Genomic DNA, 16,718 nt, shown 5'->3' with positions numbered 1-16,718 from the left:
CCAAAGGTGAGGGGCCTCCGTTATTATGCGTGTTCTTCTTGATTATCTACAGGTAGCGTAACTTCATTAACGGCGAAAACATCAATAGCGCCGTTATTGTTGTGCCCTACAGAACTCGTTGAAGGGGAATCATTAATATCATCCTCGGTCTTTCCTCTTGCATTCATTGCGTTCACAATATCCGCCGAGGAGTGATCGACTGAGAATGTTTTCTCCTTAATCAGGAAATCATCGTCCTTATCAATGAATTTCACGTCCATAGTATATTCACCATCTTCCAAAGATAGCGGAACTTCGAATATTGCTTTCTGGTTAGTTATCGGCAGAGTAAACTCTTCTCCTTCAAACATAACACTGACATTAACAATATTCTCAGGTACTGATATTTCAAAAGAAGGTGTCTGACTAATTGAACGATCTATTTCATCCCCAGAGTCAGCGTTTAACAATGTAATACTATAGGCTGTCTCCTTCACCACGCTTTCTTCCGCCGCAGACGGCACAGTTCGAAGATGCGTAGCGCTTTCGGCATTCACTGTTTCAGACTCCGGTGGAGTAACCGCTGTTGCCGTGGCGTCATCGCTCGCATCGTCATGCTGGCTATCCGCTGTTACCGTCACCGTTGAGTCAACCGTCACCGCTAGCGAAGCAGATTGCTGTGAATTCCCCGCGCGATCCACCACCGTCACGCTCAGCGTGTAGTTACCGTCATTCCAGGCGGCTGGCGGCGTGAAGGTCCAGCCATCCGCGCCTTGCGTCGCCTGATAGATGTCTGTCACGCCATTATGCGTCACGTTTACGGTCACCCCGGTCACATCAGCATCAATATGCTGCAGCGTGAACTTAGGCTGGGTGTGATTCGTCACGTTATCGCTGTCTGAAGCGCCATTGTCTTCACCTGCTGCCAGCGCAATCTCCGGCACGGTCAGCGTACTGTCGATCGTAACGGTAATGGGTAACGAGTTTTTCTGATTACCCGCGGCATCGCTTGCGATTACCGATATCGTATAGGAACCATCAGCTAACGGTGTACCTGGCGTAAAGAACCAAACGCCATCGGCATTTTTTTCAGCATTATATACGGTCCCATTGATATCGACCTGAACGACCACAACATCGCTTTCCAGATTCCCGATAATAAAGGTAGGTTGCTTATCTCGCGTAATATTATCGCCCACCGTACCACTGTCTGAGTCTGGAGATAATGAAATAACGGGAACCTCTTTCATGATATCGAGAGGGACATCATCACTCCGGTTACCAATCGCATCCACACTCGTAATGGTAAACTTCCCTTCCGATGGATACGGGATCGCCATACTCCATTTACCATTATCAGGAACAGTTAACGTATAAGTATTCCCATTACTATCGGTTATTATTAGCTGAGATTTGGCTTCCGCCGTCCCCTGCATAATAATTAGATCGTTGACAATATCTGAATACGTTACGACCGGAGCGTTTGGCGGCGTTCGATCAATAAATATTTCATGTACCTCTTCCTTACGGTTGCCTGCGTTATCCTCAATACTCAACGTGATATCGTATTTACCTTCCGGAAGCTGATCGGTCGATAATTCCCACTGCCCATTAGCCGCAACGACAGCGGTTGCCAACGTGACCCCTGCCACGATTAATGATACCGTAGCGCCAATTTCCCCCATACCTCTCATGGTAATAGTGGAGCTATTACTCCACCAGTCCGTTTTCGATGATGATTTATTGTCATCAAGCTCGCTGGTAAATACCTGGATATGCGTATCGACCCAAATGGAATACTTTTCCTGATTTACGTTACCAGCACGGTCCGTAGATTTAACAGTGATATCCAGTTGGCCTTCTGTGAAATAAAGCGGGTTCACCGGCATCTGCCAGTGGCCTTTTTCATTAACCCAAACTTCCCCCACATTTAAGCCATTAATGATGATTTCTATTTTGCTATTGGGCTCGGCACTGCCACTAAACAATAAGTTACGCGTCGTGTCCGTTATATATATTTTGCCATCACTACCGGTCATCTCTGCTAACGTTTGTCCACCGATAGAATCAATGGCGACAGGCGTCGTATTAAAGGTATCGATAGTAAAGTTTAGCGTTTTCGAGGTAGCCGTGTTGCCTGCTTTATCGGTGATAACATAATAAATGCTATGGGAACCATCGCCCAACGGTGACTCAGGTCGATAAACTTGATTTCTGTCCGTCACCGTGATCGTATCGACTAACACCCCATCAATGAAAATCTGAACACTCTGGTTCATTTCTCCAGAAATACTAAACGTAGGCCGGGTCTGACTCGTTATACTATCATTACTAAAAATACCGTTATCAGAACCTGCCACCATAGCAGGATTATCGATAAACGTACTGGTATCTATCGTGACGAGTAAGCGAGGCGATTCTGCCGTATTACCTGCCGGGTCTTCGGCAACCACACGGATAGAATATTCACCATCTTTTAACGCATTATCAAACTGGTAGGACCAGGTTCCATCTTCAAGCACAAGCACATTTGCCACGATCTTTTCATCCACATAAATATGGATTGTGGCTCCCGCTTCTGCGGTGCCAACTAACACAGGCTTGTTGTGATTAGTAATCAGATCGTCAAGTGAACCAGAGTTGCTTGCATCTTCAAGGTTGAGCGTTGGGAAGTCGGTTGATGAATCGACATCCACGCTATAATCCTTGCTCACTTCAGTGTTGCCAGCAACGTCAGTAATACTGAAATGAATATTAAACGTACCATCATCTTGCAGCAGTATCGGCGCGCGCCATGTGCCATCAGCCTCAACCATAACAACGTTGACTAATTTACCATCGACAAAGATGCTGACCTGAGAACCAGCCTCCCCGACACCTGAGACTGACAACGCCCGGTTATTAGAGAGGGCCGGTAATGAATCTTCATCAATGTCAAAGACAGCAATTTGAGAATCGATTGTCACGGTTGTAATCGCAGACTCAACCCGGTTACCAGCAGTATCCGTAGCAACAAATTGCACCTGATACTCGCCGTCGGCGCTATTTGCCGGCATGGTATAGCTAATATTACCTGACGAACTCGCCTCTACTGTGCCTTGTAACACACCATTAATATAAACCTGTACCGTCGCGCCGGGATCGGTCATGGCAACCAGTACCGGAGACTTATTATTGGTAATCAGATCATATTTATCACCGCTATTAGTATCCCGACTTAATGAAATATCGCTGATTTCAATCTGCGTATCATGTTCTATCAGGATATCTTTTTGTTGGCTGTTGCCCGCTTTATCTTCCGATACCACGACAAAGGCATTACTACCTTCACGCAGATCTAATTCTGCGCTCCATCGACCATCATTGCCTACCACCAGGGTAGCAATAACCACCCCCTGCGGACTCCTGATGGTTAAAGTACTTCCGGCTTCGGCAGTACCATCGATGGTGACATGAGATTTATTGGTGATCCAGTCGCCAACTTTGCCACTGTCATCAGCTTCGCGTAATACCACGGTTAACGGCGAAATTACCGTATCCAGTATCACATTCTGCGGACCAAACTCTCTGATATTGCCGGCAACATCTTCAACTTTAAACGTTAATACATAATTACCGTCATTACCCAAAGCAGGTAATACTACGCCCCAGTGTCCTGCGCCTGTCGTATAAGCAATCGCTTTTTCAACGCCATTCACAAAGATAGTGATTTTGCTGTTTGGCTCACTGGTGCCGCCAATCTCCGGCGTCACCGTATTGATATATCCGCCCTCATGCATTCCAGATATATTCCATACCAGTTCAGCAACCTCGGTATCGATAGTGACATCAACGGCGGTGGAACGCAGTTCGCTATTATCGCGAGGGTTGACGATACCCACCTGGACGACATAATGGCCATCTTTCATTTCCGATAACTGGAAAGTATATCGACCCGCTGTATCCGCTGTCGCCTCGCCGACCTTCACGCCATCCACATAAATACTCACAATCGCATTAGGTAACGTGTTCCCAACCAGGGTCGGCGTTTTATTATTCGTGGTAAAGTCTCCTAAGGCACCACTATCGCTCTCCTCGCTGAGCTTTATGGTTGGAGGCGTGACATCAATAACAGGTATTACGACAGGAAAGTCGACCTGCGACGATTCATTACCCGCTTTATCTTTGGCAACAATGCTCACAACATAGGAGCCTGGCGCTAATACTGATGGCGGCGTCCAACTCCATTCGCCATTCGCATTGGCGTTTGCGGAGCCGACCACTTTCCCATCCCACTGAATCATAATCGTCGAGAACGCTTCGGCAAACCCTTTGAACTCAGGACGCAGGCTGGTTGCTTCATGCTGATCATCAATAGATGGATCCGAAAGGCGAATGGTGGGATCGATCGTAACCGTATCGATAGTGAATCTTTCCTGCGTTTGCGCAGTATTTCCCGCGACATCTGTTGCGACGACGTTGATGGTATACATGCCATCCGGCAGTATATTCGGCGTCACACTCCAGTTGCCATCAGCGCCAACCGTAATCGTTTGTTTTAAAACCTCCCGACCTGACTTATCGTCAACAATGGTAATCACCAGTTTCGCATTGGGCTCTGCAGTACCTTCGAATTTGGGATTTTGCTTATTCGTAAGGTTATCGCTATTGGAATTTCCGGTATCAGACGCTGGCTCCATTCTGACACTGACGCTTGTCGTGGTATCAATGGTAAAGGGCAGCTTAGTTTCAGAAGTATTTCCGGCAATATCTCTGAAGACAACAACGGCTTCATATACGCCATCGTTTAACGCAACGGGAACCTGGAATTCCCAGAGGTTATTGCCATTTGCCGTAACCGGATAAGAAACGCCGTTAATTCTGATTACAACAGTATCAATATCGGCGGGTACATTGCCAATAACGAAACGTGGTTTAGTGACACTCGTAATATTATCAACAGCGCTTTCGCCAGTATCATCCGCATCCAGCAAATCAATACTGGGATCAGAAACAATAGTGTCTATTGTGAATGATACCTCTTTGCTAATTTTATTACCTGCGATATCTTCAGCCACTATTTCTATTTTGTAAGTTCCATCCACTAACGGTGTATCAGGGGTAAACAGCCATTTATTACCTGCCCCCTGAGTCAGTGTGCTGGATTTCCCGTTTAAAATTACCGTCACGCTCTGCAGCGGTTCTCTGGCTGAAATTTCAAAACGTGGAGAGGTAATATTCGTAATACCATCCGTAGAATCCTTTCCGGCGTCGTCCAGCATCACGACGCTCAGGCCGTCAATCTGCGTATCCACGGTGAAGCCCAGCGTGGAATTTGCCGTATTCCCTGCCCGATCCGTCGCCTGGACATGGAGAGTATAATGACCATCAGGCAATGCGCTACCTGCAGTAAATTCCCACTGCCCGGCCGCATTTTTACTGATGGGCGTCCAGTTTACGCCATCGAAAGAAACCAGCACCGATGTCACATCATCAGGCGTTGCAATTTCAAAAGAGGGACGGGTAGCATTGGTGACATTATCGTGATCGTTGACGCCGCTATCTGTTGTTAACGTAACACTGTCAATCTGAACCTGCGTGTCGATTTCAATCTTCAGTTCGGCCGATGTTTTGGTATTACCAGCAATATCCGTTACGGTAACAGAGATCGTATGCTGACCGTCAGACAGCGGTTGATCCGGCGTAAAGGTTAAATTCCCCCCTGTGTTTTCAATGGTGTAATCCCGACCATCAATATGAACCACAATGTGTGATACATCATTATCGACATTACCGATAATAAACACCGGTTTGTTAATCCTGGTAAGATTATCATTAGTATCATCACCAGTATCATGGGTGGGATCGAGTACAATTGTCGGCTCTCGCAGAGTCGTATCAATCGTAAACTGCAGCGTTTCTTGCGCAACGTTGCCGGCGATATCAGTCACATCAACCAAGAGAGTGTGTTGCCCATCAGGTAATGCCGAACCGACATTAAATATCCAGCGGCCATCCCCTCCTTTTGTGAGTTCAATCCAATTAGCGGCGTTATCGATTTTAACGCGCACATGGGTAATATCATCAGCGGTAACAATACTAAACTGCGGCTTGTCGACTTTGGTAATGTTATCTACATCGCTATCACCGCTATCTGTAACCAACGTGACGCTTTCAATTTCAGCCGTCGTATCTATCACAACAGGTAATGGTTTCGATGTCGCGGTATTTCCGGCCTTATCTTCAACCGTAACGGTAATATTATAAGAACCATCCGGAATGGCATTGCCTGGCGTAAATTGCCAACCAGCCCCAACCTTAGTCGCGTTATAATCATGACCATCAATCGTCACCACGACTTTGATAACATCGGGGTCAACATTACCAATCGTAAAGGTGGGTCGTGAAATATTAGTGATATTATCGGCTGTATTCGCTCCGGTATCTTGTCCTGCGTCTAAAGCAATAGTCGGAACCTGTATATTAGTATCGATATTAAATACTAAATCTTTATTCGCAATATTACCTGCCTCATCCGTGGCCTCTACGCGAAGGGTATATGTGCCGTCAACCAGAGTATTCGGGCTGTCAAAAATCCACTGTCCGTCGGCATTTTTGCGTATCACATTCCAGTTAGCGCCACCATCCAGGGTTACGCGTACCTGGACGACATCACCGGGAACGTCAATTCTGAATGACGGTTTGGCAACATTCGTTAATTGATCATTCTGCACGCCAGTATCATTAAGCAATACGATATTGTTAATGGTTGTCGTGGTGTCAATACGCACCTCAAACGGCGCAGACTCTTTTACATTCCCCGCCAGATCTTCCACCACAACGGCTAACTGATATGAGCCATCAGCCCAGCTCGCAGAAGGCGTAAAGCGCCATTGACCATTGGTGAATACCGCCGCTTCCTCGTGCGTTTTACCGTTGTAAGTTACTTTGACCATCACGCGCGTAACGTCAGAATCAACCTGGCGTATGTCGAACACAGGCCGATCGTGATTGGTGAGGCGATCGCCAACAGTACCGCTATCTTCGCCAGCTGCCAGTTCAATCACCGGCGTAGTCAACGTACCGTCTATCGTCACCTTTAAAGGCGCGGATGTTTGCTGGTTGCCTGCCACATCTGTTACCGTCACGGTGAATGTGTAGCTACCGTCCGCCAAAGCAGAATCCGGTCGATAGCGCCAGCCGTCGGCTGATTCGGTGAGTACCACCGTTTTAAACGTGCCGTTATGCTCAATACTCAATTCCACGTGTCGAACATCTTTATCGATACTCCCCAACACAAATACTGGCTGAGTGACGCTGGTCAGATTATCGTTCTTATTCTGTCCGGTATCCTGATCGGGCGCCAGCTCAATGGTTGGCGTCATCAACGTGATGTCGATAGTGAAATTGAGCGTCTCCGTCATCTTATTACCCGCACCGTCAGTCACTTCCACGGTCAGGGTATGCTGTCCCTCTGGCATATCCGTCGGCCAGGTGTAATCCCAAATGCCAGCCGTCGAACTCTTGATTGCGGTAACCCAGGTCGTGCCGCCGTCAATACTCAGAAGAACCTTTTCCACATCATCCGGTACCGAGATCTGGAACTGCGGACGCACATGTTTTGTCACATTATCGCCAGGGACGCCGCTATCGTTGACTAATTCAATATGATCAATGGCTATTTGCGTATCCACTGTCACCGTCAGCGGCGTAGACGGACGCGTATTTCCCGCCCGATCCTCCACTGTCACCGTCAGCGTATAATCACCGTCGCCCCACGGCGCTGGCGGTGTAAAGCTCCAGCCTCCAGCCCCCTGTGTCGCGGTAAACGAGGTTGTCGTTCCATTATGCGTGACGCTGACTGTAACGTTGATAACATCCGAATCGATATTCTGCAGAATAAAGGTCGGTCGGGTGCGATTGGTCATATCATCGCCAGGCGTACCGGTATCATCCGTGCTATCCAGCGCAATAGTCGGCGTCGACAACCGGGTGTCGATGAAAAATTCAAGCGTTTGCGTCGCCGTATTGCCCGCTCTGTCGGTGACCATGACGGTTAGGGTGTGTTTTCCATCGCCCATATCCGTTGGCCAGGTATAGCCCCAGACGCCTTCAATACCCTGCGCCGCGCTCACCCAGTTTGCGCCCCCATCAATGCTCAGTTGCACAGAATTCACATCCGCCGGCACCGTGATCTCAAACTGCGGACGGGTGCTGTTAGTTAGATTGTCATCAGGCACGCCATGATCATTGACCAATGTAATATCAGTAATGCTGGTTTGCGTATCTACCGTCACTATCAGCGGCGTGGACTGACGAACGTTTCCTGCGTTATCCGTTACCTCTACCGTCAGTGTATAGCTACCGTCCGCCCAGTCAGCATCTGGCGTAAAGCGCCACTGTCCTCCAACCTGGGTTAGTGTCACTTCCTGGCTATTGCCGCCCTGTGTGATCCGCAAAATGACCGATTGCGCATCGGAGTCAATATTGCCAATGGTAAAGCCCGGTCTTTTGACGCTCGTAATATGATCGCCAATGGCACCTGTATCGTCCCTGCTATCCATAGTGATGGTAGGCGTTGACAGCCGGGTATCAATGGTAAAATCGAGCGTCTGCGTCGTCTTATTTCCCGCCTTATCGGTCGCTTCTACCGTCAGGGTATGTAGCCCGTCGGTCACATCTTTCGGCCAGGTGTAATCCCAGATCCCTGCCGTGCCCTGTGTTGCACGAACCCACGTATTACCGCCGTCGATACTCAGACGTACCTCGTTGACATCCCCTGGCACCGTGACGCGGAAGTGTGGACGAACGTCATTGGTCAGGTTGTCGCCGGGAATACCGTTATTATTAACCAGTTCAATAACATCAATGGTGATTTGGGTATCAACAGTGACCGTCAGCGACGCTGAGTGTTTTTCGTTCCCCGCCTCATCTTCCACCCTCACTGTCAGCGTATAGTCGCCATCTGCCCATGTACCGGTCGGTGTTACGCTCCAGATGCCGGTCGCGCCTTTGGTGGCCGTCAGCACTTCTTTCGTGCCGCCATACTGCACCTCAACCGTGACATACCGCGCGTCTGCGTCAATATTGCCCAGTATAAACGTCGGCTTATTCGCGTTGGTCAGGTTATCGCCTTTTGTTCCGCTGTCGTCCGTGCTGTCCAGCACGATAGTCGGTTCTGACAGCATGGTATCGATGATGAAGTCCAGTTTCTGCGTCGTCTGGTTTCCCGCCTTGTCGGTCGCCTCCACTGTCAGGGTATGCTTCCCCTCTCCCACATCAGCCAGCCAGGTATAATCCCAGACGCCCGGCGTCGCGCTCTGGGTAGCGTTGAACCACGTCTTGCCGCCGTCAATGCTCAGGCGTACCTCGTTAACATCCGTCGGTACCTTCACCTGGAAGTGCGGACGCACGTTATTAGTCAGATTATCGTCGGGAATACCGCTGTCATTGACCAGTTCAATGTTATTAATGGCGATTTGCGTGTCCACCGTCACCGTCAACGATGCAGAATGGCTGGTGTTCCCCGCTTTATCTTCGACTGACACACTCAGGGTATAATCACCATCCGCCCACGCCCCTGTCGGCGTAAAGCTCCATCCGCCTACGCCTTTCGTGGCGTCAAATGTGGTGGTGACGCCGCCATGCTCCACGCTGACCGTAACGCGAACGGCATCATCATCAATATGCTGCAGGGCAAATGTCGGCTGGGTGCTATTGGTCATGTTATCGCCCTGGACACCGGTATCGTCCGCGCTATTCAGTACGATGACCGGCACTGACAGCGTGGTATCAATAGTGAAGTGGAGTGTCTCCGTCACCGTATTACCCGCATTGTCAGTCGCTTTCACATTCAGCGTATAGTCGCCATCCGGCACGGTGCCCGGCCAGGTATAATTCCAGACGCCCGGCGTCGCGCTCTGTGTCGCCTTAACCCAGGTCACGCCACCGTCAATGCTCAGACTAACTTCGTTAACGTCCCCCGGTACCGTCACGCGGAACTGCGGATGGGCGTCGTTAGTCATATTGTCGCCGGGAATACCGTTATCATTAACCAGTTCAATAGCATCAATGGTGATTTGGGTATCAACAGTGACCGTCAGCGACGCTGAGTGTTTTTCGTTCCCCGCCTCATCTTCCACCCTCACTGTCAGCGTATAGTCGCCATCTGCCCATGTACCGGTCGGTGTTACGCTCCAGTTGCCGGTCGCGTCTTTGGTAGCCGTCAGCACTTCTTTCGTGCCGCCATGCTGCACCTCAACCGTGACATACCGCGCGTCTGCGTCAATATTGCCCAGTAAAAACGTCGGCTTATTTACGTTGGTCAGGTTATCGCCTTTTGTTCCGCTGTCGTCCGTGTTGTCCAGCACGATAGTCGGTTCTGACAGTAGGGTATCGATGATGAAGTCCAGTTGCTGCGTCGTTTTGTTTCCCGCCTTGTCGGTCGCCTCCACTGTCAGGGTATGCTTCCCCTCTCCCACATCAGCCAGCCAGGTATAATCCCAGACACCCGGCGTCGCGCTCTGGGTCGCGTTGAACCACGTCTTGCCGCCGTCAATGCTCAGGCGCACCACGTTGACATCAGTCGGTACCGTCACCTGGAAGTGCGGACGCACGTTATTAGTCAGATTATCGTCGGGAATACCGCTGTCATTGACCAGTTCAATATGGTCAATGGCGATTTGCGTATCGATGGTGACCGTCAACGGCGCTGAGTGGCGAATATTACCCGCCTCATCTTTCACCGTTACCGTCAGCGTATAGTCGCCATCAGTCCACGCGCTGCCGGGTACAAAACGCCACTGCCCGTTAGTCTGCGTCAGCTCCACCTCCTCGCTGTGACCATCGCGCATCACCTGCACGACGACCTGAGTCACGTCAGAATCAATACCGCCGATAATAAAACCCGGCGTTTTAACGTTAGTCTTATTATCGTTGGCGGTGCCGCTATCATCTGCGCTATCCAGCGTGATGGTCGGTGTCGACAATGTGGTATCAATGATAAAATTGAGCGTTTCCGTCGCCGTGTTGCCTGCAACATCGGTTGCTTTCACTGTCAGGATATACGTATTTTCGACCAGATCTGTCGGCCATATATACTCCCAAACGCCGTCAGACGTCAGCGTTGCGTTAACCCAGTTGATGCCGCCATCAAGACTCAGTTGCACAGAGTTCACGTCCGTCGGTACCGTAATATGAAACTGTGGACGTGCTTCATTGGTCAGGTTATCCCCGACAATACCCGTGTCATTAAGAAGTTCAATGCGATCAATAGACGTTTGCGTATCGATAGTCACCGTCAGCGGCGCAGAATAATTTGTATTACCCGCCTTATCTTCTACCTTTACCGTCAGCGTATAGTTGCCATCGGTCCAGGCTGCGCCCGGCGTAAAGCGCCACACACCGCCGTTCTTAATCAACTCTATCTGTTGGTTCTTACCATCATGCGCCACCGTCACCACCACTTTGGTCACGTCGGCGTCGATATTACCGAGGGTAAAGCCTGGCATCTTAACGTTGGTGATGTTATCGCCAGCGGCGCTATCATCCGCGCTGTCCAGGGTAATAGTCGGTTCTGACAGCAGGGTATCGATGATGAAGTCCAGTTTCTGCGTCGTTTTGTTTCCCGCCTTGTCGGACGCTTCCACCATCAGGGTGTGAGGGCCGTTAGCCACATTCGTCAGCCAGGTGTAATCCCAGACGCCCGACGTCGCGCTCTGCGTGGCGTCAAACCACGTTTTGCCGCCATCAATGCTCAGTCTTACACCGTTAACATCCGCCGGTACTGTCACCTGAAAGTGCGGGCGCGCTTCATTGGTCAGATTATCGCCGGGGATACCGCTGTCGTTAACCAGTTCAATACGGTCAATGGCGATATGCGTGTCTACTGTCACCGTCAACGGCGCGGACTGCTTCACATTTCCGGCCCTATCTTCTACCTTCACCGTCAGGATATAGTCGCCGTCCGCCCAGTCGCTGGTCGGCGCAAAGCGCCACTGTCCGCCGGTCTGAACCAGTGGCACCTCCTGTTTAATGCCATTGTGCATTACCTCCACTATCACCCGGCTGACATCGGTATCAATATTGTTGAGGGTAAAGCCCGGCGTTTTAACATTGGTGATATTATCGCCCGCGATGCCGCTGTCATCTGCGCTGTCCAGCGAGAGGGTCGGCACAGACAGAGTGGTATCGATGGTGAAATCAAGTTCCTGCGTCGTCTTGTTTCCCGCCTTGTCGGTCGCTTCTACCGTCAGGGTATAGCCTCCGTCGGCCACATCATCCGGCCAGATATAATCCCAGGCGCCCGGCGTCGCGCTCTGGGTAGCGTTGAACCACGTCTTGCCGCCGTCAATGCTCAGGCGCACCACGTTGACATCCGTCGGTACCGTCACCTGGAAGTGCGGACGCACGTTATTAGTCAGATTATCGTCGGGAATACCGCTGTCATTGACCAGTTCAATGTTATTAATGGCGATTTGCGTGTCCACCGTCACCGTCAACGATGCAGAATGGCTGGTGTTCCCCGCTTTATCTTCGACTGACACACTCAGGGTATAATCACCATCCGCCCACGCCCCTGTCGGCGTAAAGCTCCATCCGCCTACGCCTTTCGTGGCGTCAAATGTGGTGGTGACGCCGCCATGCTCCACGCTGACCGTAACGCGAACGGCATCATCATCAATATGCTGCAGGGCAAATGTCGGCTGGGTGCTATTCGTCATGTTATCGCCCTGGATGCCGGTGTCGTCCGCGCTATCCAGTACGATGACCGGCACTGACAGCGTGGTATCCACCGCGAAATCGATGGTCTTCGTCACTGTATTGCCTGCTTTATCAGTCGCTTCCACCGTTAGCGTGTATTGACCATCTGCCAGGTCTGTCGGCCAGATATACTCCCAGCTTCCTGCCACGCCCGGAGTTGCCTGAACCCACGAATTACCACCGTCAATGCTCAGACGGACTTCATTGACATCCGTAGGTACCGTCACACGAAAGTGGGGACGGTCGTCGTTGGTCATATTATCGCCTTTCACGCCGCTATCGTTGACCAGTTCCACCCCATCAATGGCGATTTGGGTATCGATAACGACCGTCAGCGGCGCTGAGTAGTTGGTATTTCCTGCCTTATCTTCTACTTTCACCGTTAACGTGTAGCTGCCATCCGCCCACGTATTCCCTGGTATAAATAACCAACTACCATTGAGGTGGGAAAGTTCGATCTCTTCGCTCACGCCATTGTGCATCACCTGTACGACGACCCGATGCGCATCAGCATCAACACCGGAAATAGCAAAACCTGGCTTATTGATATTGGTCAGGTTATCGCCTGTAACCCCCGTATCATCCTTAGAAAGCAGGGAAATCACCGGCGTTGATACTGTGGTATCGATAGTAAAATCGAATACCGCGCTGTTCGCTTTATTACCCGCAATGTCCTCAACCTTGACATAAACCTGATGCAAGCCTTCCGTTAAATCTGAAGTAAAGGTATAGGCCCATGAACCATCAGGTTGTTGCGTGGCAACACCGATCTGCGTATCAGACGCGGCATCCCATACCTGAACACTGATAATGTCCGGATCAATATCTTTTAGGTGCAAGGTAGGTTTAACGATATTCGTTAAATTATCATCTGCAATTCCCGAATCTGAATCCGGGCTCAATGAAACTATCGGTATTGAAATAGCAGTATCGACGCTAATTAAGAAAGGATCCGAATGAGCAATGTTGCCAGCGATATCTTCAACTGAAGCGGTTATTCTATGATCGCCATCAACCAAACCTTGATCGGCTTTCAGGGTATACTCCCATCTGCCATCTTTATTTGTTCTGACCTCAGCGATCAGTGCGCCATCAATATAGAGTTTAACCGTTGAATAGGGTGCAGCGGTTCCTGTCAGTGCAGGATTCTTTTCATTAATAATATGGTCTGTATTATCAACCCCCGTATCGTTGACCAACTCTATTGTTGGTTTTTGCGTTTGCGTTACGATTTGGAAATTATACGCTGATGAGGAGGCAGTATTACCGGCAATATCTTCTACCTTTACCGTTACGTCATGCGAGCCATCAGATAACGCTGTGGTAAATTGAAAATTCCATACACCATCATCGCCAGCAATAGCCTCACCACTTAACACACCGTCAACATAGATGGAAACCTTAGCATTAGCTTCAGCCATCCCGGTAAACAACGGCGTATTAATTTTAGTAATCATATCGCCTTTAACGCCAGAATCAGCGCTATCATGCAACATAACAGTAGGGATCGGCGTAAAGCTATCAATGGTAAGCTGATAATCTACAGATGACGTTCTTCCTAAAGGATCGATGGATTCAACCGTAATCTTATAAACATTGTCAGACAGATTTCGGGAAATATCAAAATTCCAGTTACCGTCTGCATCCGCAGTCGTCACGCCTATCGTTTTACCATCGATAAGGATATTTACGGTAGCAAACCTATCCGCTGTTCCCAGTAATGTCAGAGCATTATGTTTATTGGTAATCCAGTCGCCTTTTGCACCAGAATCATCACTGGCATCGAGTTCCGCTTTTGGAGGTACAACTTCAGTTTGAATAGTAAAAGAATATTTAACAGTAGAGGATTTATTACCGGCGGCATCCTGAGAGATGATTTCAATATCATAGGCGCCCTGAAGAAATTTATTACTAAACTGATAATTCCAGGTCCCGTTTGAGTCAACCTCAATGCTGTCATATAATTTACCATCTCGCATCAATAAGATGGTAGACTTTGGCTCTGCCGTACCGACTAAAGCCGGTAAATCATTCCCTGATAAAATTATACCATTCGGTAAAACAACAAAATCCTCCAAAGAAACCGTCGGAGGTACAGGGGCAACAGTATCGATAACGTAACTAAAGGAAAAATCCTTTTTGTTGCCAGCGACATCTTCAACAGTGAACGTAAGATTGTTAACCCCTTCCACTGAGTCGGAAGTGAAATTGAATGTCCATTCGCCCTTGTCATTCGCTTTAAAAATAACCTCTTCGCCAGTCTCACTATTTATGACACTGATAATAGCATTTGGCTCAGTTTTACCTGTAAAGGTTGGGCGAGTATTGTTAGTAACGTTATCTCCGACAATACCGCTATCATCAGTCGTTTCAATCTCAGCGCTGAAATAGCTGATACGGGTATCAATAGTAAAAGGCAGATTTGCCGTCGCTGAGGTATGCCCGGCAATATCAGTAGCAGTTGCTGTTATATTGTATTCGCCATCCTTGAGCGGCGTAGTAAGCGTATAGCTCCATGTCCCATCTTTAGCAACAATGACCTCACCAAGATGTTTAAGTCCAAGATAAATAGAGACTGTAGAACCGGGTTCCGCCACACCAATAAATGTTGGCAGGGTGCTATTTGTAATGTTGTCATTTTTAATGCCGGAATCACTACTATCATCCAGCTCAATCGTCGGCTTTTCCGGAGGAATGGTGTCGGTTATGATACTATCCGTCGTTTCGTTTTTATTACCTGCTTTATCCACGGCAACGACTTTTATACTATTTTCGCCCTCAGATAATTCATTATCTTTAAATTCATAACTCCAGTTTCCATCTTTATCGACATCAACGCTGGCAACCAGTTTATTATCTACATAAATGTCAACCTTAGCATTCTCTTCCGCCGTACCAACAATTGAAGGCGTCAAGGTCGGCGTTAAGCCCTTATGACCGGACACACTACTTTCAGGCGAAAGTTCAAATGTTGGCTTATCGGTAACGGAATCGATAGTAATGACAAGTTTGGCGCTACCGCTCCCATCAGCAGTCTTGGCCTCTGCCTCCAGATTATATGTTCCATCAGTCAATGTTTCAGGCGCAGTGAAGGTGAAGTTACCCAAACTATCCGCTACAGCCTGACCGACAGCAATACCATTAATTTTAATAATGACCGTGGCATTGGGAGCAGTGCTACCTACAAACTGAGGTTTGGTAAAATTAGTTATACTATCATCTTTGCTACCGCTGTTACTCTCTGCCGCAAGCGCTAATGTGACTTTAAGCGGCTCTTTAACAGACTCAGCATCGAGCTTATTTTCCTCATTTTTACTGCTATTACTTTTGCCAGTACTGGTATTTTTATTAATAGGTTGAGGAAGAACTTTTTCAGCATCGTTCTGTTTAGAAGCCTGCGTTGCTTTAGCCTGTGTATTTTGCTGGGAAGCATCGCTTTGCTGAGCCAGATTGTCTTTTGCTACATTGTCAGCCAAAAAGTTCTGCAGCATTTCTTCAATTTGCTTTGACGAGTTCTGTACTTCAAACGCTTCATTGAGCGCTTTTTCTGCAGCCTCCTTAGCTTTCTCTGCTTCTTCCTTCGCCTTATCAGCTTCTTTCTTTGCGTTTTCAGCATCGTCAAGCTGCTTTTTTAATTCCTCTTCTTCCTTCTTATTTCGTCTTTTGCCATTACCTTTCTTTTCTACCTGAGCAGAATCTACCAATGAGCTGTCAATTCTCTCTAGTTGAATATCTTTTAAATCTACGCTGCCCAGAATTTTAGCGCCAGTAATAGTCTTATCTTTAAATTTAACAGCGAGGTTATTGCCTTTGATACTTGAATAAAGGGCGCCATTGACAATGATCACTGAACCACGCGGCGTGGTAATGTTCATGTCTGGCCCGGAAAGAGAAACTTTTGCGCCTTTGGCATTACCCAAAGAAGATAAATCAATTACAGAATTTTGATCGGCAAAAAACTTTTGTATGCTTTTATTTCCCATAATATTATATTCACT

General features: G+C 48.6%; 1 protein-coding gene. It reads right to left on the bottom strand.

Annotated features, from left to right (window positions below; all coding sequences use genetic code 11):
- Positions 1–23 precede the first annotated feature (23 nt).
- The gene (gene siiE, locus ACLJTG_RS14485; protein ID WP_410959011.1) at positions 24–16,703 is read right to left on the bottom strand and encodes a non-fimbrial adhesin SiiE; all 16,680 of its coding nucleotides are present in this window, start codon (positions 16,701–16,703) and stop codon (positions 24–26) included.
- Positions 16,704–16,718 lie beyond the last annotated feature (15 nt).

This window comes from Salmonella sp. SAL00672 (genome assembly GCF_046552175.1).
Classification (GTDB): Bacteria; Pseudomonadota; Gammaproteobacteria; order Enterobacterales; family Enterobacteriaceae; genus Salmonella; species Salmonella enterica.
This window is presented reverse-complemented; position numbering and strand designations above follow the sequence as displayed.

What these genes read in the sequence shown, in the direction of transcription:
- siiE (WP_410959011.1), bottom strand. Translation starts at nt 16,703, where the DNA reads ATGGGAAATAAAAGCATACAAAAGTTTTTTGCCGATCAAAATTCTGTA.